The sequence below is a fragment of the Streptomyces sp. XM4193 genome (genome assembly GCF_023072595.1).
Lineage (GTDB): Bacteria > Actinomycetota > Actinomycetes > Streptomycetales > Streptomycetaceae > Streptomyces.
Window position 1 is genome coordinate 354625 of record NZ_JALLGK010000005.1, and the last position, 19277, is coordinate 373901.

The following is a 19277-nucleotide window of genomic DNA, read 5'->3' on the forward strand; positions in this document are numbered from 1 at the left end:
GCAAACTTCCGTGACTGTCACTGACCTGGTGTCGTACGAGGACGTGCTCGCGTCCTACGACCCCGTCATGGGCCTCGAGGTCCATGTCGAGCTCGGCACCAACACCAAGATGTTCTGCGGGTGTTCGACGACGCTCGGCGCCGACGCCAACACCCAGACCTGCCCCACCTGCCTGGGGCTGCCCGGCTCGCTGCCGGTGGTCAACGCGACCGGCGTCGAGTCCGCGATCCGAATCGGCCTCGCGCTGAACTGCGAGATCGCGCAGTGGTGCCGCTTCGCCCGGAAGAACTACTTCTATCCGGACATGCCGAAGAACTTCCAGACCTCCCAGTACGACGAGCCGATCGCCTTCAACGGCTTCCTCGACGTCCAGTTGGAGGACGGCGAGGTCTTCCGCGTGGAGATCGAGCGCGCCCACATGGAGGAGGACACGGGCAAGTCGACGCACATCGGCGGTGCGACCGGCCGTATCCACGGCGCCTCGCACTCGCTGCTCGACTACAACCGGGCCGGCATCCCGCTCATCGAGATCGTCACCAAGCCGATCGTCGGAGCGGGCGCCCGCGCGCCCGAGGTGGCCAAGGCGTACGTCGCCGAGCTGCGCGAGCTCATCAAGGCGCTCGGAGTCTCCGAGGCGCGCATGGAGATGGGCCAGATGCGCTGCGACGTGAACCTCTCGCTGCGGCCGATCGGCCGGGAGAAGTTCGGCACCCGCAGCGAGACGAAGAACGTCAACTCGCTGCGCAGCGTGGAGCGGGCCACCCGCTTCGAGATGCAGCGCCACGCGGGCGTGCTGAACGCCGGCGGCACCATCCTCCAGGAGACCCGTCACTTCCACGAGGAGGACGGCTCCACCACCTCGGGCCGGATCAAGGAGGAGGCGGAGGACTACCGCTACTTCCCGGAGCCCGACCTGGTGCCGGTGGCGCCGAGCCGCGAGTGGGTGGAGGAGCTGCGCGCCACGCTGCCCGAGCTGCCGCGCCTTCGTCGCAACCGCCTGCGCGAGGAGTGGGGCATCTCCGAGCACGAGATGCAGTCGGTTCTGAACGCCGGGGCGCTGGACCCGATCCTCGCCACGATCGACGCCGGTGCGCCGGCCGACCAGTCCCGCAAGTGGTGGATGGGCGAGCTCGCCCGTCGCGCCAACGAGGACGGGGTCGACCTCGGATCGCTGCCGATCACCCCCGAACAGGTCGCGCGACTCTGTGAGTTGGTGGCCGAGGGCTCGCTCAACGACAAGCTGGCGCGGCAGACCATCGAGGGTGTGCTGGCCGGAGAGGGCACGCCCGACGAGGTCGTCGACAAGCGCGGCCTGAAGGTCGTCTCCGACGAGGGCGCGCTAGGCAAGGCGGTGGACGAGGCCATCGAGGGCAACGCGGCCATCGCGGACAAGATCCGCGGCGGCAAGGTCGCTGCGGCCGGAGCCCTGGTCGGTGCTGTCATGAAGGCCACCAGGGGCCAGGCGGACGCCGCGCGGGTCCGGGAGCTGATCCTGGAGAAGCTGGGCGTCGAGGGCTGAGGCTGCTGCCGGGACGTGGTCCCGGCGCGCGGTCGGCGAGGGTCGGGCGGTGTGTCGCACAGCGGCGCACGGTCCGGCCCTCGCGGCGTGGTGGGGCGGGAGTGGTGTGTGGGGTGGGGTTGTTGGGGGTGCAGGGGTGTGATGTGAGGCGTCAGGGGCGTCAAGGGAGGGGTTGGGTGTGAGTGCCGGGTTCGGGTGCCGGGTGCGGCTCCGCGCGCGTGTGGGTCGGGCGCTCGTGGTCGGTCGCGCTGGGCCGCGCCGGGTCGCGGTAAGGCGGTGGACACCAGGCCCTTGTCGGTCAACTAAGGAGGAGAAGCGGCTCAATGCCTAGGTATCTAAGGATGCTTACTCAGTTGATGCGCCTTCTCTAAGGCATATGGCGTCGATAGATCAGGCAGTCGCCCGATGTGACCGGGCCACCTCAGAGGGGATTCTTGAAGCATCGCAACGAGGATCCGGTGAATCCGGTGAAGAGGAGAGCCCGTCATGCAGCAGCACACGATCGTCTACCAGTCCCGTATCGCCGACCTGCACGCCGCGGCAGAGGCGGACCGCCTTGCCCGCGAGGTCGTGCGGGCCGAGGCGGCCCAGTCGCTTGCCGACCGTGTGGCCGAGCGCGTCGCCGAGCGCGCCCGTCGCTGGGTGAAGGCTGCCTGACCGGCGGTCCGGCAGCTCACCCGCGACAGGCCCTGCCGTGTTTCCTGTGCCCCATGCGATGCTCGGACCTGTGCAGGCATCGAGCATCAGCCCCGTATTCGTCGGCCGCCAGGCCGAGTTGTCCACCCTCGAACGAGCCCTCTCCCGTGCCGGCACCGGTGAGCCACAGCTCCTGGTCGTCGGTGGCGAGGCTGGAGTGGGCAAGAGCCGGCTCGTCGAGGAGTTCCTCGATGTCGTGCGGGCGTCCGGTGCCGTTGCCGCTGTGGGCGGCTGCATCGAGATCGGAGCCGAAGGACTGCCGTTCGCGCCGGTGTCGACGGTGCTGCGTTCGCTGCACCGGGAGCTGGGTGAAGAGCTCACCGACGCCGCCGCCGGGCAGGAGGGCGAGCTCGCGCGGCTGTTGCCCGAGCTGGGCGACGCGGCCCGGGAGTTCCGTGAGGAGGACGGCCGCGCGCGACTCTTCGAGTTGAGCGGCCGGTTGCTGGAGGCCCTCGCGCAGGATCGCACTCTGGTGCTCGTGATCGAGGATCTGCACTGGGCGGACCGCTCCACCCGCGAGATGCTCGCCTACCTCCTGCGATCGCTGCACCGTGCGCAGTTGGTGCTCGTCGCCACCTACCGCTCCGACGACATTCACCGGCGGCACCCGCTGCGGCCGTTCCTCGCCGAGCTCGACCGGCTGCGTTCCGTGCAGCGGATCGAGCTGCCCCGGCTCAGCCAGGACGAGGTGCGCGCCCAGATCGCCGGTATCCAGGGAGTGCGCGAGCCCGAGCCCGAGCTGGTGGAGCAGATATTCGAGCGCTCCGAGGGAAACCCGTTCTTCGTCGAGGAGTTGGCCACCAGCAGTGGCGACTCCGACATCAGCGATTCGCTGCGCGACCTGCTCCTGGTCCGGGTCGAGGCGCTGCCCGAGGTTGCCCAGCAGGTGGTCCGGCTGGTGGCCGAAGGCGGCTCCACTGTGGAGTACCAGCTGCTCGCCGAGGTGGCCGAGGAAACACAGAGCGAGTTGATCGGCGCGCTGCGTGCCGCCGTCGAGGCAAAGGTGCTGGCGCCCACTGAGGACGGCGAAGGTTATCGCTTCCGCCACGCCCTGGTCCGTGAGGCGGTCTGCGACGATCTGCTGCCGGGCGAGCGCAGTGCGCTCAACCGCAGATACGCCGAAGCCCTTGAATCAACTCCCGAGCTGGTCCGGCCCGATCAGCGCGCCGCCCGTCTCGCCAGCTACTGGTACTACGCGCACGATGTCGCCAAAGCGCTCCCCGCGGTGCTGGAGGCCGCGGTGCAGGCGAGGCGCCGCTATGCCTTCGCCGAGCAACTCCGCCTGCTGGACAGGGCTCTGGAGCAGTGGGAGGACGCGGACTGGGAGACTCGTCTGGATGTGCGCCCGCCCGATCAGGTCGGTGCGTACCCGGTCTGCGGGGCGACGGACGAGTCGGTTCGCTATCTGGACCTTCTCGCGGAGGCCGCCCATGCGGCGCTCATGGCCGGCGAGCGCAAGCGTGCGCTCGCCGTGATCAAGCAGGCCCAGCGGCTGCTGGACAAGCACGACGATCCGCTGCGCAAGGCGTGGTTCTGGATTCAGCGCTCGAAGTTGATGGAGGGCACCGGAAAGGGCGACGGCTGGCCGGAGTTGAGCCAGGCGCAGGATCTGGTGCACGGGCTGGACCCGTCGCCGGTGCACGCCGAGGTGCTGGCTCACACCGCGGCCTGGGAGGCCAACCACAACCCCCGCGCCGACAATCTGGCCACCGCCCAGCGCGCGGTGGAGCTCGCCTCCGTCGTCGGAGCCGAGAGCATCGAGCTGCATGCCAGGCTGACCCTCGGCGGGCGGATGGTCGACACGGGGGACATCACCGAGGGCCTGGAGGTGATGGCGGAGGCGGTCAGGCGGGTCTGCGAGCGCGGCTATGTGGCGATCCTGGGCCGTGCCCACATCAACTACGCGGGCACCCTGGACCACGTCGGCCGGTACGAGCAGGCACTGGAGGTCCTGGAGGACGGCATCGCGCGCGCCCACCAGTACGGCCTCCAGGACACCAAGGCGTGGCTGCACGGCAACCGCGCCGCGACGCTGTGCATGCTCGGCCGGTGGGACGAGGTGACCGAGGCGATCGAGCAGATCCGCCGGCTGGCTCAGGGGGTCAAGCCCCGCGCCTTCGCGGCGCTGCGTGCCGGTCAGCTCGCCGTCTACCGGGGCGACACCGGCCTCGCCTCGCAGGAGCTCGCCGAGGCGCGGAAGTGGTACGGCCCGCACGATCCGCAGCCGCAGTACGTCATCCCGTTGGCCCGGCTGGAGCTCGAGATCGAGGCGGCCAGGGGCAGGGTCGAGGAGACCCGGGCCATCCTCAGGCAGGCCGTGGAGAACGGCTTCCCCATGGGTATGGAGGGTTACGGCTGGCCGTTGCTCTTCGCCGCTGCCTCCGCCGAATCGGACCTGCGGGGCCTGCCGTCCGCGGAGCCCGGGCGGGCCGAGGTGCTCGAGCTGATCGAAGAGGCGGCTCGGCGGCTGCCCCGGCTGGTCCCGCTCTCCGCCGCCCACGGCCTGCTGACCGATGCGGAGCTGCTGCGGGCGGCCGGGAAGTCGCGTTCGGAGAGCTGGGCGCAAGCAGTGGAGGCGCTGGAGGCGATGCCCTGTCCGTTCCCGCTGGCCCAGGCGCGGTATCGCCTCGCCGAGGCGCTCCTCGGCGAGAAAGAAGGGCCGGAGTGGCGCGAGAAGGCCGCGCGGGTGCTGGTCGACGCCTACCGCGTCTCGTCCCGGTTGGAGGCCCGTCCGCTGAGTGAGCGGATCGAGCAGCTCGCGCTGCGGGCTCGTATCTCGCTGGCGGAGCCGGAGCAGGGCGCAGAGCGGATCGCCGAGACTCCGTGTGAAGAGGTGGAGGATTCCGGCGAGGAGCGGGAGAAGGAGCTGGAGTCGTTCGGCCTCACCCGCCGGGAGCGGGCGGTGCTCGCGCTGGTGGCCGTCGGGCGCACCAATCGTCAGATCGCCCAGGAGCTGTTCATCTCACCGAAGACGGCGAGCGTGCACGTCTCCAACATCCTGTCGAAGCTCTCGGTGACCGGCAGGGGAGAGGCAGCAGCGATGGCGCACCGCCTCAGACTGCTTCCGGCTCCTGCTGCCGAGGCATCTGGCCGGGCTCGGTCTCGGAGAGGCGGGGCCCCGGCAGCGCCGCCTGCTGCCCGGGCAGAGAAATGAGGATGCGGCCGGAGTCCAGATCAACCTGGCCTCTGGCCGGGTCGTTGTTGCCGTCTTCGAAGCGTGTGTGCTCCAGCCGCTGCTTCTCGTCCTCGGCATGCTGGGCACCGGGATTGAACACTTCCTCCATGGGACCGAACACTCTCGGGCTCCTTCCCGCTCGAGGCCGGCGTGGCTGTCCACAGTGCGCGGCCGGGGCCGCGGGCCGGTGTCGGAGTCAGCGCACCTTCAATTTCAGAATACGGTCGTCGCCCTTCTTGGGATCCCCACGGCCGTCTGTGTTGCTGGTCACCAGCCACAGACCGTCGCTTCCGTCCGACACCACGGTGCGAAGCCGCCCGTGATCACCCTCGAGGAACGCCTCGGGCTCGGCCAGTGGCTTCTCGCCGTCCAGAGGGATGCGCCACAGCCGCTCGCCGCCCAGACCCGCCATCCACAGCGAGCCCTTGGCCCAGGCGAGTCCGCTGGGTGAAGCCTCATCGGTGGTCCACTGCGCCACCGGGTCGGTGAAGCCCGACTGCTCGCCGTCGTTCTCGCCCTCGACCTCGGGCCAGCCGTAGTTCTTGCCGGGCTTGACGAGATTCAGCTCGTCCCACTCGTTCTGGCCGAACTCCGAGGCCCAGAGCCGCTTCTCGCGATCCCAGGCGAGCCCCTGCACATTGCGGTGGCCGAGTGAGAGGACGACCGACTCGTCCTCCGCGTTGCCGTCCTCGGGCGGAGATCCGTCCGGCTGCATCCGCAGGATCTTGCCGGCGGGGGATTCCTTGTCCTGGGAGCGGTCGGGCGCCCCCGCGTCCCCGGTGCCGACGTAGAGCATCTCGTCGGGGCCGAAGGCGATACGGCCGCCGTTGTGCGTGCTGGACTTGGGGAGGTCGCTGAACACCTTGCTGGGCGCGCCCAGTTGCTGGCCCTGCGACTTCTTGGGGTTGTAGAGCATCCGCACGATCCGGTTGTCGGACGCGCTGGTGTAGTAGGCGTAGACGTAGTTGTCCTTCACCGCGAGGCCCAGCAGGCCGCCTTCGCCCTGTGCCTCCACGCCGGGGACCTCGCCCAGCTCGGTCTTCTTGCCGCTCTCCCCGTCGACCCGGACGATCTTGCCGCTGTCGCGGGAGGAGACCAGGAGATCTCCTTCCGGCAGCGCGGCGAGTCCCCAGGGGGAGTCGAGGCCGGTGGCGACCGTGGTGGTGACCTCCACCTTGCCCTTGGCGGGGGGCAGGCTCCGGTCGGCGGAGGGGGAGTCCTCCGGGGCCGCCTCGGGGCTGCTCTGCTGCTCGGAGGGTTTGGGCGGGCTCTCGGCCTCGCCGTCCTCGTCCTTCGCGGCCGGACCGCCGGCGCACGCGGTGGCGGCCAGCATGACGGCGGCGGCCAGCAGCGCGGTCGAACCAGAGCGTCGCACAGCGTGATCCTCTCCTCGGGCGGTGGCCTCCAGCACACCACACGAGGGGTACGTCCGGTGGGCCTGCGGAAGTTCCCGAGCCGCGTCGCTCTCTGCCGCTCCCTTCCGGAGGTACGCCCCGTACGGCGCCGGCCCGGGCACCGCACGGGCTCCGGGGCGGTGCCGCACCACCGGACTGCCCCGGGGCCCGCAGCGCTCGTCCGGCAGCGGCGCTCATCCGACCCGCGGCGCCTGCTCGCCGCGGCGCTGACCGGCGTCGCGTCCGCTGGGGCACAACTGGGGCGGGGTGGTTCAGTCCCAGGAGCCGCGGGCGGCGGGGAGTTCGGCTATCTCCTGCAGATCGGCCTCGGTCAGCCGCACCGCGGCGGCCCCGGCGTTCTCGCTCGCCCAGGCCGCTCGTTTGGTGCCCGGTACGGGGATGACCGCCGCCCCCTGGGCCAGCAGCCAGGCCAGCGCGATCTGCGCGGTGGTGGTCTCGGTGCCGGCCGCGCTGTGCCGTTCGGCGATGCGCCGCAGACCGGCGACGATGGGCTGGTTCTCGGCCATCATCTCGGCGGTGAAGCGCGGGTGTCGGGCCCGCAGGTCGTCGGGTTCGAAGCCGCTGCCGGGTGTCAGCCGCCCGGTGAGGAAGCCGTTGCCGAGCGGCATCGCGGCGAGCAGCGTCACGCCGCGCGCCGAGCACCAGGGCAGCAGCGCCCCGAGGGCGTCCGGCGACCACACCGACAACTCGGCCTCCACGGCACTCACCGGGAACACCTGCTGGAGCCGTCCGAGCAGCGTCACGGTCGGGTCGTGCAGCGTGCCACCTCGTGCGCGGCGGTGCGCACGCGCACCGACCGCGCACAGGCCCAGCGCGCGCACCTTGCCGGCCTGTACGAGCTCGGCCATCGCGCCCCAGGTCTCCTCGACCGGTACCTCGGGGTCGACCCGGTGGAGCTGGTAGAGGTCGATGACATCCGTGCCGAGCCGTCGCAGGGAGGCGTCGCAGGCGCGCCTCACATGGCTCGGGCGGCCGTCGGCGACCAGATGCTGTTCGCCCACCAGGAGCCCGACCTTGGTGGAGACGAACACCTCCGACCGTCGCGCCCTCAGCAGCCTTCCCACCAGCAGCTCATTGGTGAACGGCCCGTACATGTCGGCCGTGTCGAGCAGTGTGGGCACCGCTGCGCCCTGCCGCACCCGCGCGTTGGCGTCCAGCATCGCGTTGAGTGCGCGCAGCGACTCCTCACCGCTCTGCTGGGAGGTCGTGTACGCCCAACTCATCGGCATACAGCCCAGACCGATCGCCGCCACCTCCAGCGCCCCCGCACCGATCGTTCTGCGCTCCACCTGGACGTGCTCCCTCCCTGGCCGTTCGAGGCCCCAAACTAACCGGTCGTTCCGCGCCGTCCCGTGGTGCCCTCGGGAGAGCCCGGGTGCCCGCCCCCGCACGCTCCCGTGCAGCCCTGCCCGCTGTCGGCAGGGACGGTTAGCCTGCTGGCATGTCCCCACTTGACGTATGGCTTCCGTTCCCGGCCTCTGAGACAGAGGGCCTGCCGTCCTCCTTCCAGTACCGCTTCTGGGACGGCTCGAAGGAGTTTCCCGCGGACCCCGCGGAGTGCGCGTTCTACGTGGTCCCCTACATGAAGGGGCCGGAGGTCGCGGTGCGTCCGCTGCCGGAGATGAAGCAGCTCCGGGTGATCCAGACGGTGACCGCGGGCATCGACCATGTCACGCCGGGGCTGGCGGGGTTGGCGCCGGGGGTGCGGTTGTGCAACGCCCGCGGTGTGCACGACGCGAGCACCTCCGAGCTCGCCCTCACGCTCACTCTCGCCTCGCTGCGCGGGGTGCCCGGGTTCGTGCGGGACCAGGCGGAGAGGCGCTGGCAGGCGGTGAGACTGCCGGCGTTGGCGGACAAGCGGGTGCTGATCGTCGGTTACGGCTCGATCGGCCGTGCGGTCGAGGAGCGGCTGATCCCCTTCGAGGTGGCCCGCGTCGACCGGATCGCGCGCACGGCCCGGGAGTCGGTGCACGGTCCGGTGCACGGTCTGGGCGATCTGGCCGATCTGCTGCCCACCGCGGACGTGGTGATCCTGGTGACTCCGCTCACCGAGCAGACACGGGGGATGGTGGACGCCGCGTTCCTCGGCCGGATGAAGGACGAGGCGCTGCTGGTGAACGTCGGTCGCGGCCCGGTGGTGGACACCGACGCGCTGCTCGCGGAGCTGCGTTCCGGTCGGCTGAGGGCAGCGCTGGATGTGACGGACCCCGAACCGCTGTCGGTCGACCATCCGTTGTGGGATGCGCCCGGTCTGCTGCTCACTCCCCATGTCGGCGGGCTGTCGTCCGCGTTCATGCCTCGTGCGCGGCGGCTGCTGGCCTCCCAGCTCGGCCGGTTCGCAGCGGGCGAGGAGCTGGAGCACGTGGTCGCCACGACCTGATGGGCCCGACGGACCCGACGTGCCCGACAGGCCGCCCGGAGCAGGGCCGGCCGCTCGGCTACCCGGGGCCGGGGGCGTGCGGACGGCCCCGAGACAGAGGCGCCGGACGCGTGACGGACCGTGCCGGGTGCCGTTGACCCGGTACGCGCGGTGACGAACGGCCCGCTGTCGAGGTGCCGTTCGCCGAAGCCCCGGCGGACGGGCACAGCGCGCTGACATGGGGCGGACGGGGGCTTACACCCGCCCCTATAGCACGCTTCGAACGCGAATGTGTGCGCTGCGTAGCAGAATACCCCGAGTAAGTCACGCTGCGTAGAGGTGCTATGTCCCTGAGTGACGGTTCTGGTGTATCGTCCGGACGGGTCGATACCGGGACACCCAGGGGGGCGACGGGCGAATGTGTGGCCAATGGACGAACTGCCGGATAAGGGCGGGCGGTTGGGTGACGCCAGGCGCACGTCCACCATGCGGGGAGGCGACGCGATGAGTGCTCAGCAGCCGGCCGTGGTGCGCCACGCAGTGGGCTTTCCGCCGCCGCTCGCGCTTCAGTGGATGCTGATCGTCGCCTGCGCGGGCTACGCCGCGGGCGCCTCGATGGGCTGGGGATCGGACCGACTCGCCCTGGTGATGGGCGACTTCGGCCTCGCTGCCGCGGCCCTGGTCGCCGCGTGCTCCTGCCTGCTCTACGCGCGCAGGTCGCGCGACCGTCACCGTACGGCGTGGCTGCTCTTCGGTTTCTCGTCCTCGATGGTCTGCCTGGGCAACGCCGTCTGGGGCTGGTACGAGGTCGTCCTCGGCCTGCCCGTGCCCACCGTCTCGCTGGCCGACTTCTTCTTCCTGGCCTTCGCGCCCTCGGCGGTCATCGGCCTGCTGGTGCTCGCCAAGCGTCCGGCGAACAGGGCCGGTTGGCTCTGCCTGGGCCTCGACGCCTGGCTGATCGCCGGCTCCCTGGTCACTCTCTCCTGGAGCCTGGCGCTCGCCCACGGCGACACCTGGCGGCACGGCTCGATGGTGCACGCCTCTCTTCAACTGGCCTACCCGCTCATGGACATCGCGCTGGTCAGCATGGTCCTGGCGCTGCACTTCCGACGCACCGGCGCACACCGCTCGGCGATCAACACCGCAATCGGCGCGCTCGCGCTCACGGTGCTGTGCGACGCCCTCTTCACCACGCCCCTGTTCCAGCAGAGCTACCAGTCCGGGCAGTTGCTGGACGCGGGTTGGTTCGCCGGTTCGCTGCTGCTGGCCTACGCGCCCTGGGCGGGCGGGCCCTCCGGCGGCTCGGGTGCGCCGGCCGGCGCCGAGCAGGCCGAGGCCGGCCCGGGCGATCCGCGGCCGGCGACCAGTCCGCTGGCCGCGCTCACCCCGTATCTCGCCGCCGCGGTCTGCACCCTGGGAGTGCTCTACAACTTCGGCGACGGCCGCGAGGTCGACCACGTCGTCATCGTGACGGCCTGCAGCGTCGTGCTGGCGCTGGTGGTCCGGCAGGGGGTGATGCTGCTCGACAACGTGCGCCTCACCCGTGAACTGGCCCAGAAGGAGAGCCACTTCCGGTCGCTGGTGCAGGGCTCCAGCGATGTGATCATGATCGCCTCCTCCGACGGCGTCCTGACCTATGTGAGCCCTGCCGCCGCCGGTGTGTACGGTCGCCCGGCCGACGAGCTGGTGGGCTCGCCGCTGTCCGTGCTCATCCACCACGAGGATCTGGGCCGCTTTCTGCACGAGGTGCGCCGCTACCTGACCACTCCGCCCGAGCGGGAGACCTCCGCCCGGATCGAGTGCCGTTTCCAGCACGGCAACGGCAGCTGGCTCAACGTCGAGTCCACCGTCAGCCGCTACCGGGACGGCCTGATCTTCAACAGCCGCGACGTCACCGAACGGGTCCGCCTCCAGGCACAGTTGCAGCACAGCGCCTCGCACGACGCGCTCACCGACCTCCCCAACAGGGCGCTGTTCACCGAGCGGGTCAAGCAGGCGCTGAGCGGACGCCGGGGCAGCGACGGCCCCGACCGGGACGCCGCCGTCCTCTACATCGACCTCGACGGCTTCAAGGCGGTCAACGACACCGTCGGCCACCAGGCGGGCGACGAGCTGCTGGTGCAGGCCGGCCGCCGGCTGCTGGACTCGATCCGCGCCCAGGACACCGCGGCCCGTCTCGGCGGGGACGAGTTCGCCACCCTGATCCTGGGCGAGGGCGAGTACGACCGGGCCGAGCGCGAGATGCGGGTGCTGGAGATCGCCGACCGGCTGCGGGTCAAGCTCAGTGAGCCCTACCGCCTGGAGGGCGACCACGAGGTGCGGGTCGCCGCCTCGATCGGTGTCGCCTTCGCCGAACCCGGCATCGAGCCCGCGGAGCTGACGCGCAACGCCGATCTGGCCATGTACCGCGCCAAGCAGGCCGGCAAGGGGCGCGTGGAGCTCTACGCGCCGCAGCTGCAGGCCGAGATGGCCCGTCGCACCCAGCTGACCAGCCGGCTGCGCACCGCGCTGAGCGAGGGCGAGTTCGTACTGCTGCACCAGCCGGTGGTCTCGCTGAACACCGGCGAGGTGTCGGCGGTGGCGGCCCAGGCGCGGTGGCGCTCCTCGCAGGGGGTGCTCTTCACCCCGGCCGAGTTCCTGCGGGAGGGGGAGCGGCGCGGCAGTTCGGGGCGTGCGGCGGACCGTGTCGCCGAGGTCGACCGGTGGCTGCTGCGGGAGGCGGTGGCGATGGCGGCCGCGCGCCGCGGCAGGGGTGCCGAGGTCCCGGTCGCCGTGCGGGTGCCCACCGCGCGGCTTGCCGACCGTGCGCTGGACCGCGCCGCCTTCGAGCAGCTGCTCACCCGCCACGGGCTGGCTCCGGAGTCGGTGATGCTGGAGCTGTGCGAGCACGATCCGCGGGTGCCGCTGGAGGACCTGGAGTCCAGGCTGACGGCGCTGCGCCGGCTCGGGGTCCGTATCTCCGTGGACGCGTTGGGCAGCGGCTACGGCACCGTGGCCGCGCTGCGGGCGCTGCCCGTGGACGTGCTGCGACTCGACCGCGACCTGGTGCAGGGCGTCATCGAGTCGCCGCGGCTGCGGAAGCTGACCTCGGGGCTGCTGAGGATCGCCGGCGAGCTGGGGGTCGACTCCTATGCCGACGGTGTCGATCTGCCCGAACAGGCCGCCGCGCTGCGGGCGATGGGCTGTACGCACGCACAGGGGGAGGTCTTCACCGGCCCGTTGGACGAGCATCGGCTGCGGCGGGCGCTGACGTCCGGCGTCTACCCGCTGCCGCCCGTCGGAGTGCCCACGCAGCCGGCCCGCGGCGGTGGTCGCTCGGTGGTGGTCGCGGGCGCGCTCCCGGTCCGCCGGGGCGGTGCGGCCAGCCCCGATCCCGTCATCCACTCCCCGCTGCGCCCACATTCTGAGACGCCGGTCCCACCCACTTGACACTGAGTGCCTGCTCAGAGGAAGGTCTGTGGCATGCGCACCCGACTTCTCGTAATTGGAAAGCGCGTCGGCTGAGCCGGACACACCCGTCTGGATCTCACAGCGGACGCGCTCCCCTCGCTTGCCTCACGGCACGAGGGGTTTTTTGTTGCACCAACGACCTGGAGCAACTACCCCAAACCACCATCCTTCACCCAGGGTTGGTCTCGAGGAGCCGTACGGTGCGTGACACTCGGTACCGGAGTTGTGCCTCACCGCAGTTTCGCGGCAGGCGGTTTCGGGAGAGCCGAACCACAGCGGCGGCTCCTGAAGCGCGGGTTCCGGTACCGGGAGCCCGAACGGGCGGTTCCGTACCGGCAGTTCGGGGTCCGCGGGCCGCACCCTCCGCAGCGCCGCGGCACACCTTCCGACCGCAACACCGCAACACACCGCGACACCGCAAGACACGGCAACACCGCAGGACACGGCAACACCGCAACACCGCAGGACCGAAGCGTCACCACCCTCACTCAGCCGGGAAGAGAAAAGCGATGACCGAGCAGGCCACCGGGGCACCGAGGCCGCAGCCGCGGGCCCGTAGCGGCGGACAGCAGTCCGCCCCCCTCGAGCACCTCACGGGCGCCCAGTCCCTCATTCGTTCTCTTGAGGAGGTCGGCGCCGAGACCGTATTCGGCATCCCGGGCGGGGCGATCCTGCCCGCCTACGACCCGATGATGGACTCGGCCAAGGTCCGTCACGTCCTCGTCCGGCACGAGCAGGGCGCCGGGCACGCCGCCACCGGTTACGCGCAGGCCACCGGCAAGGTCGGTGTGTGCATGGCCACTTCGGGCCCCGGCGCCACCAACCTCGTCACCCCGATCGCGGACGCGCACATGGACTCCGTCCCGCTGGTCGCGATCACCGGCCAGGTAGCGTCCCGTGCGATCGGCACGGACGCCTTCCAGGAAGCGGACATCTGCGGCATCACCATGCCGGTCACCAAGCACAACTTCCTGGTCACCGACCCGGCCGACATTCCCCGCACGATCGCGGAGGCCTTCCACATCGCCTCCTCGGGCCGTCCGGGCCCGGTGCTGGTCGACATCTCCAAGGACGCCCTCCAGGCCCGTACGACCTTCAGCTGGCCGCCCACGCAGGACCTGCCGGGGTACCGGCCGGTCACCAAACCGCACGCCAAGCAGATCCGGGAGGCGGCCAAGCTCATCGCCGAGGCCCGTCGGCCGGTCCTCTACGTCGGCGGCGGGGTGCTCAAGGCGCACGCCACCGCGGAGCTGAAGGTCCTGGCGGAGCTGACCGGCGCGCCGGTGGTCACCACGCTGATGGCGCTCGGCGCCTTCCCCGACAGCCACCCGCAGCACGTCGGAATGCCGGGCATGCACGGCGCGGTCGCCGCGGTCACCGCGCTGCAGAAGTCGGACCTGATCATCGCGCTCGGTGCCCGCTTCGACGACCGGGTGACCGGCAAGCTCGACTCCTTCGCCCCGTACGCCAAGGTCATCCACGCCGACATCGACCCGGCCGAGATCGGCAAGAACCGGATGGCGGACGTCCCGATCGTCGGCGACGCCCGCGAGGTCATCGCGGACATCGTGGTCGCCGTGCAGACCGACCACGCGGCGGACGGTCCGGCGGACTACTCGCAGTGGTGGGCGCTGCTCAACCGCTGGCGCGAGACGTACCCGCTCGGCTACGACCAGCCGGAGGACGGCTCGCTCTCCCCGCAGCAGGTCATCCAGCGCATCGGCCAACTCGCCCCGCAGGACACGATCTTCGCCGCGGGCGTGGGCCAGCACCAGATGTGGGCGGCGCACTTCATCGACTACGAGCAGCCGGCGACCTGGCTGAACTCCGGCGGCCTGGGCACGATGGGCTACGCCGTGCCCGCGGCGCTCGGCGCCAAGGCGGGCGCGCCCGACCGCACGGTCTGGGCGATCGACGGCGACGGCTGCTTCCAGATGACCAACCAGGAGCTGGTCACCGCAGCGCTGAACAACATCCCGATCAAGGTCGCCATCATCAACAACGGCGCCCTGGGCATGGTCCGCCAGTGGCAGACCCTCTTCTACAACCAGCGCTACTCCAACACCGTGCTGCACAGCGGACCGGGTGCGGAGCAGGCCGCCGACGCCCCGCCGCAGGGCACCCGCTGCCCCGACTTCGTCAAGCTCGCCGAGGCCATGGGCTGCGTCGGCATCCGCTGCGAGAGCCCGGACGACCTGGACTCGGTGATCGAGAAGGCGAACGCCATCAACGACCGTCCGGTGGTGATCGACTTCATCGTCCACGAGGACGCGATGGTGTGGCCGATGGTCGCCGCAGGCACCTCCAACGACGAGGTCATGGCCGCCCGGGGCGTGCGCCCCGACTTCGGCGACAGCGACGACTGACAGCGAGCGAGAGAGCAGACCGACATGTCCAAGCACACCCTCTCCGTCCTGGTGGAGAACAAGCCGGGCGTTCTGGCCCGCATCACCGCGCTCTTCTCCCGTCGCGGCTTCAACATCGACTCCCTCGCGGTCGGTACGACCGAGCACCCGGAGATCTCCCGGATCACCATCGTGGTGAACGTCGAGGGCCTTCCGCTGGAGCAGGTGACCAAGCAACTCAACAAGCTGGTCAACGTGTTGAAGATCGTGGAGCTCGAACCGTCAGCCGCCGTCCAGCGTGAACTCGTTCTGGTGAAAGTGCGCGCGGACAACGAGTCGCGTTCCCAGATCGTGGAGATCGTCCAGCTCTTCCGCGCCAAGACCGTCGACGTCTCCCCGGAGGCAGTGACCATCGAGGCCACCGGCAGCAGCGACAAGCTGGAAGCAATGCTCAAGATGCTGGAGCCCTACGGCATCAAGGAACTCGTGCAGTCCGGCACGATCGCCATCGGGCGCGGCGCGCGTTCCATCACCGACCGTTCGCTGCGCGCCCTGGAGCGGACCGCATAGCGAGACCTTCGACCGCGTCCGCCCCGGCCGGGCATACGGTGTCCCCAAGCGGCGGACGCGGTCGGCAATCTCGCGCAGTCCCTCGCGCGCCCGCGCCCGAGCGGCGCCCGGCGTGCGAGGACACGAGCCTCACCGAATCCCCGTGCAAGACGGGCACGACAATCAAGGAGACATCCCAAGTGGCCGAGCTGTTCTACGACAATGACGCCGATCTCTCCCTCATCCAGGGACGCAAGGTGGCGGTTCTCGGCTACGGCAGCCAGGGCCACGCCCACGCGCTCTCCCTGCGCGACTCCGGCGTCGACGTCCGCGTCGGGCTCCACGAGGGTTCCAAGTCCAAGGTGAAGGCCGAGGAGCAGGGCCTGCGGGTGGTCACTCCCGCCGAGGCCGCGGCCGAGGCCGACGTCATCATGGTGCTGGTCCCGGACCCGATTCAGGCCAAGGTCTACGAGGAGTCCATCAAGGCCAACCTCAAGGACGGCGACGCGCTGTTCTTCGGCCACGGCTTCAACATCCGCTTCGACTTCATCCAGCCCCCGGCCGGCGTCGACGTCTGCATGGTCGCGCCGAAGGGCCCGGGCCACCTGGTCCGCCGCCAGTTCGAGGAGGGCCGCGGCGTTCCGTGCATCGCCGCCGTCGAGCAGGACGCCACCGGCAACGGTTTCCCGCTCGCCCTCTCCTACGCCAAGGCCATCGGCGGCACCCGCGCGGGCGTCATCAAGACGACCTTCACCGAGGAGACCGAGACCGACCTCTTCGGTGAGCAGGCCGTGCTCTGCGGTGGCACCGCGGCGCTGGTCAAGGCCGGCTTCGAGACCCTCACCGAGGCCGGTTACCAGCCGGAGATCGCGTACTTCGAGTGCCTGCACGAGCTCAAGCTCATCGTGGACCTCATGTACGAGGGCGGCCTGGACAAGATGCGCTGGTCCATCTCGGAGACCGCGGAGTGGGGCGACTACGTCACCGGCCCGCGGATCATCACCGACCAGACCAAGGCGGAGATGAAGAAGGTCCTCGCCGAGATCCAGGACGGCACCTTCGCCCGCGAGTGGATCGCCGAGTACAACGCCGGTCTGCCCCGGTACAACGAGTACAAGAAGGCGGACAGCGAGAGCCTCCTGGAGACCACGGGCAAGGAGCTCCGCAAGCTGATGAGCTGGGTGGACGACGAGGTCTGAGCCTCGTAAGTCAAGCCCCGCACGGCCATGTGGCCTGTTCGTGCGGCGGTCCGGGGAATGCGTTCCCCGGACCGCCGCAGCTGACTACACTGCACCCCATAAAGCGCGTCACAGGCCCACAGCGTCGTGCGTCTCCACGCGGCTGCCAACCTCCACCGCCTTCGGCCGTCGGGACGCGGCCGTCCGCAGAGGACTGAGTGAGGACTGAGACCGAAGTGAGCAAGCCTGTAGTTCTGATCGCCGAGGAGCTCTCCCCGGCCACCATCGACGCCCTCGGCCCCGACTTCGAGATCCGGCACACCAACGGTGCCGACCGAGCGGAGCTGCTCACCGCCATCGCGGATGTCGACGCCATCCTGATCCGCAGTGCCACCAAGGTGGACGCGGAGGCCGTCGCCGCCGCCCGTCGCCTCAAGGTGGTCGCCCGCGCGGGCGTCGGCCTGGACAACGTCGACGTCGCCGCCGCCACCAAGGCCGGCGTCATGGTCGTCAACGCGCCCACCTCCAACATCGTCACCGCCGCGGAGCTCGCCTGCGGGCTGATCCTGGCGACCGCGCGCAACATCCCGCAGGCCAACGCCGCCCTCAAGGACGGCGAGTGGAAGCGCAGCAAGTACACCGGTGTCGAGCTCTCCGAGAAGGTCCTCGGCGTCGTCGGCCTCGGCCGCATCGGCGTGCTGGTCGCCCAGCGGATGTCCGCGTTCGGCATGAAGGTCGTGGCGTACGACCCGTACGTCCAGCCGGCGCGCGCCGCGCAGATGGGCGTCAAGCTCGTCACGCTCGACGAGCTGCTGGAGGCCTCGGACTTCATCACCGTGCACCTGCCGAAGACCCCGGAGACCCTCGGTCTGATCGGTGACGAGGCGCTCGCCAAGGTCAAGCCCTCGGTCCGCGTCATCAACGCGGCCCGCGGTGGCATCGTCGACGAGAACGCGCTGGCCGCGGCGCTCAAGGAGGGCCGGGTCGCCGGCGCCGGCCTGGACGTCTACGCCACCGAGCCCTGCACCGACTCCCCGCTGTTCGCCTTCGACCAGGTCGTCGCCACCCCGCACCTGGGCGCGTCCACCGGCGAGGCGCAGGAGAAGGCCGGTGTCGCGGTCGCGCGTTCGGTGCGGCTGGCGCTCGCCGGCGAGCTGGTGCCGGACGCGGTCAACGTCCAGGGCGGGGTCATCGCCGAGGACGTACGCCCCGGGCTTCCGCTCGCCGAGCGGCTCGGCCGGATCTTCACCGCGCTCAGCGGCGAGGTCGCGGTCCGGCTCGACGTCGAGGTGTACGGCGAGATCACCCAGCACGATGTGAAGGTGCTCGAACTCTCCGCGCTCAAGGGCGTGTTCGAGGACGTCGTGGCCGAGACGGTCTCCTACGTCAACGCTCCGCTCTTCGCGCAGGAGCGCGGCGTCGAGGTGCGGCTGACCACCTCCAGCGACTCGCCGGACCACCGCAACCTGGTCATCGTGCGCGGCACGCTCGGCAGCGGCGAGGAGATCTCGGTCTCCGGCACGCTCACCGGTCCCAAGCACTGCCAGAAGATCGTCGGTGTCAACGAGCACGACATCGACCTCAACCTCGCCGACCACATGGCGTTCCTGCGCTACACCGACCGGCCGGGAGTCGTCGGCACGCTCGGCCGGGTGCTGGGCGAGGCCGGTCTGAACATCGCCGGAATGCAGGTGTCCCGCGCGGAGGAGGGCGGCGAGGCACTCGTCGCGCTCACCGTCGACGACGACATTCCGCAGCCGGTGCTGGCCGAGATCGCCGAGGAGATCGGCGCCACCTCCGCCCGTGTGGTCAATCTGGACCGCTAGGCGCGTACGCACCGTCCACCGCCCCGGAGCCGAGAGGCGCCGGGGCGGTGTCGTGTCGTGCCGTTCCGGTGTCGGGCGGGCCGTGCCGGGCGGGCCGTGTCGGGGCGTGGCCGGAAACCCAACCCCCTGCCGGGGGCGGGGCGTTGGGCGGGCGTCCGCGTTCCGCGTGCGGGCGCGCTACTGTCGCACCGAGGCACCAGAACCGGATCCCGTTCGCACGCTCCAGGAGTGACATGTCCGTCTTCGACGTCGAAATCGATTCCCTCACCGGCGGCCCCGCCGCCCTCGACCAGTACCGCGGCAAGGCCGTACTGGTCGTCAACGTCGCCTCCCGGTGCGGTCTGACCCCGCAGTACGCCGCGCTGGAGAAGCTCCAGCAGGCCTACGCCGACCGCGGGTTCACCGTTCTCGGCGTGCCGTGCAACCAGTTCATGGGCCAGGAGCCGGGCACCTCCGAGGAGATCGCCACCTTCTGCTCCGCCACCTACGGCACCACCTTCCCGATGACGGCGAAGACCGACGTCAACGGCGAGAACCGGCACCCGCTCTACGCCGAGCTGACCCCGGCGGCCGACGCCGAGGGCCACACCGGCGACATCCGCTGGAACTTCGAGAAGTTCCTGGTCGCCCCCGACGGCTCTGTCGCCGCCCGGTTCGCACCGCAGACCGAGCCCGACGCCCCCGAGCTCGTGCGCGCCCTTGAGGACGTCCTGCCCGGCTGATCCGGACACCGCACCGGCGACCGGCACCAGCGGGTCGTACCCG

General features: G+C 70.6%; 13 protein-coding genes. 10 read left to right on the plus strand and 3 right to left on the minus strand.

The window, feature by feature from the left end; genetic code table 11:
• The first annotated feature begins 10 nt into the window (after window positions 1-10).
• The 3 genes from gatB to MTQ01_RS16770 all read left to right on the plus strand — a co-directional run bounded on the left by gatB (window position 11) and on the right by MTQ01_RS16770 (window position 5369).
• Window positions 11-1519, plus strand: coding sequence for an Asp-tRNA(Asn)/Glu-tRNA(Gln) amidotransferase subunit GatB (gene gatB, locus MTQ01_RS16760; protein WP_247491227.1), 1509 nt, complete (start codon window positions 11-13; stop codon window positions 1517-1519).
• Between the two features lie 486 nt (window positions 1520-2005).
• Entirely contained in the window at window positions 2006-2176 is a 171-nt protein-coding gene (locus MTQ01_RS16765) for a hypothetical protein (protein WP_211039594.1), read from the plus strand.
• Between the two features lie 70 nt (window positions 2177-2246).
• The gene (locus MTQ01_RS16770) at window positions 2247-5369 is read left to right on the plus strand and encodes an AAA family ATPase (protein WP_308294410.1); all 3123 of its coding nucleotides are present in this window, start codon (window positions 2247-2249) and stop codon (window positions 5367-5369) included.
• Here MTQ01_RS16770 and MTQ01_RS16775 read toward each other — a convergent pair.
• The 3 genes from MTQ01_RS16775 to MTQ01_RS16785 form a co-directional block, all read right to left on the minus strand.
• Entirely contained in the window at window positions 5269-5499 is a 231-nt protein-coding gene (locus tag MTQ01_RS16775) for a DUF6191 domain-containing protein (RefSeq protein ID WP_247491317.1), read from the minus strand. The two genes, MTQ01_RS16770 and MTQ01_RS16775, sit on opposite strands and share 101 nt — an antisense overlap.
• A gap of 87 nt (window positions 5500-5586) precedes the next feature.
• Window positions 5587-6765 (minus strand): PQQ-dependent sugar dehydrogenase, encoded by a 1179-nt coding sequence (locus tag MTQ01_RS16780; protein WP_247491230.1) that lies wholly within the window; start codon window positions 6763-6765, stop codon window positions 5587-5589.
• 291 nt (window positions 6766-7056) lie between these two features.
• Window positions 7057-8094: an aldo/keto reductase gene (locus MTQ01_RS16785; protein WP_247491232.1), complete on the minus strand. Its 1038-nt coding sequence runs from the start codon at window positions 8092-8094 to the stop codon at window positions 7057-7059.
• A 152-nt stretch (window positions 8095-8246) separates the two neighbouring features.
• On the opposite strand from MTQ01_RS16785, the gene MTQ01_RS16790 reads away from it, so the two are divergent.
• From MTQ01_RS16790 to MTQ01_RS16820, 7 genes are all read left to right on the plus strand, one after another.
• Window positions 8247-9185 carry a 2-hydroxyacid dehydrogenase gene (locus MTQ01_RS16790; protein WP_247491234.1) on the plus strand — a complete coding sequence of 313 codons (939 nt, stop codon included), beginning with the start codon at window positions 8247-8249 and terminating at the stop codon, window positions 9183-9185.
• 483 nt (window positions 9186-9668) lie between these two features.
• Window positions 9669-12593, plus strand: a complete 2925-nt coding sequence (locus tag MTQ01_RS16795; RefSeq protein WP_374207771.1) for a putative bifunctional diguanylate cyclase/phosphodiesterase — start codon at window positions 9669-9671, stop codon at window positions 12591-12593.
• A gap of 530 nt (window positions 12594-13123) precedes the next feature.
• Window positions 13124-14980: an acetolactate synthase large subunit gene (locus MTQ01_RS16800; RefSeq protein WP_247491236.1), complete on the plus strand. Its 1857-nt coding sequence runs from the start codon at window positions 13124-13126 to the stop codon at window positions 14978-14980.
• A 24-nt stretch (window positions 14981-15004) separates the two neighbouring features.
• Window positions 15005-15529: an acetolactate synthase small subunit gene (ilvN, locus tag MTQ01_RS16805; RefSeq protein ID WP_247491238.1), complete on the plus strand. Its 525-nt coding sequence runs from the start codon at window positions 15005-15007 to the stop codon at window positions 15527-15529.
• 179 nt (window positions 15530-15708) lie between these two features.
• Window positions 15709-16707, plus strand: coding sequence for a ketol-acid reductoisomerase (gene ilvC / locus MTQ01_RS16810; RefSeq protein WP_247491240.1), 999 nt, complete (start codon window positions 15709-15711; stop codon window positions 16705-16707).
• A 215-nt stretch (window positions 16708-16922) separates the two neighbouring features.
• Window positions 16923-18512 (plus strand): phosphoglycerate dehydrogenase, encoded by a 1590-nt coding sequence (gene serA / locus MTQ01_RS16815; protein WP_247491242.1) that lies wholly within the window; start codon window positions 16923-16925, stop codon window positions 18510-18512.
• 233 nt (window positions 18513-18745) lie between these two features.
• Complete coding sequence (locus tag MTQ01_RS16820) at window positions 18746-19234, plus strand: glutathione peroxidase (RefSeq protein WP_247491244.1); 489 nt, start codon at window positions 18746-18748, stop codon at window positions 19232-19234.
• Window positions 19235-19277: the final 43 nt, after the last annotated feature.

What these genes read in the sequence shown, in the direction of transcription:
- ilvN (WP_247491238.1), top strand. Translation starts at nt 15,005, where the DNA reads ATGTCCAAGCACACCCTCTCCGTCCTGGTGGAGAACAAGCCGGGCGTT.
- MTQ01_RS16795 (WP_374207771.1), top strand. Translation starts at nt 9,669, where the DNA reads ATGAGTGCTCAGCAGCCGGCCGTGGTGCGCCACGCAGTGGGCTTTCCG.
- MTQ01_RS16790 (WP_247491234.1), top strand. Translation starts at nt 8,247, where the DNA reads ATGTCCCCACTTGACGTATGGCTTCCGTTCCCGGCCTCTGAGACAGAG.
- MTQ01_RS16800 (WP_247491236.1), top strand. Translation starts at nt 13,124, where the DNA reads ATGACCGAGCAGGCCACCGGGGCACCGAGGCCGCAGCCGCGGGCCCGT.
- MTQ01_RS16765 (WP_211039594.1), top strand. Translation starts at nt 2,006, where the DNA reads ATGCAGCAGCACACGATCGTCTACCAGTCCCGTATCGCCGACCTGCAC.
- MTQ01_RS16775 (WP_247491317.1), bottom strand. Translation starts at nt 5,499, where the DNA reads ATGGAGGAAGTGTTCAATCCCGGTGCCCAGCATGCCGAGGACGAGAAG.
- MTQ01_RS16820 (WP_247491244.1), top strand. Translation starts at nt 18,746, where the DNA reads ATGTCCGTCTTCGACGTCGAAATCGATTCCCTCACCGGCGGCCCCGCC.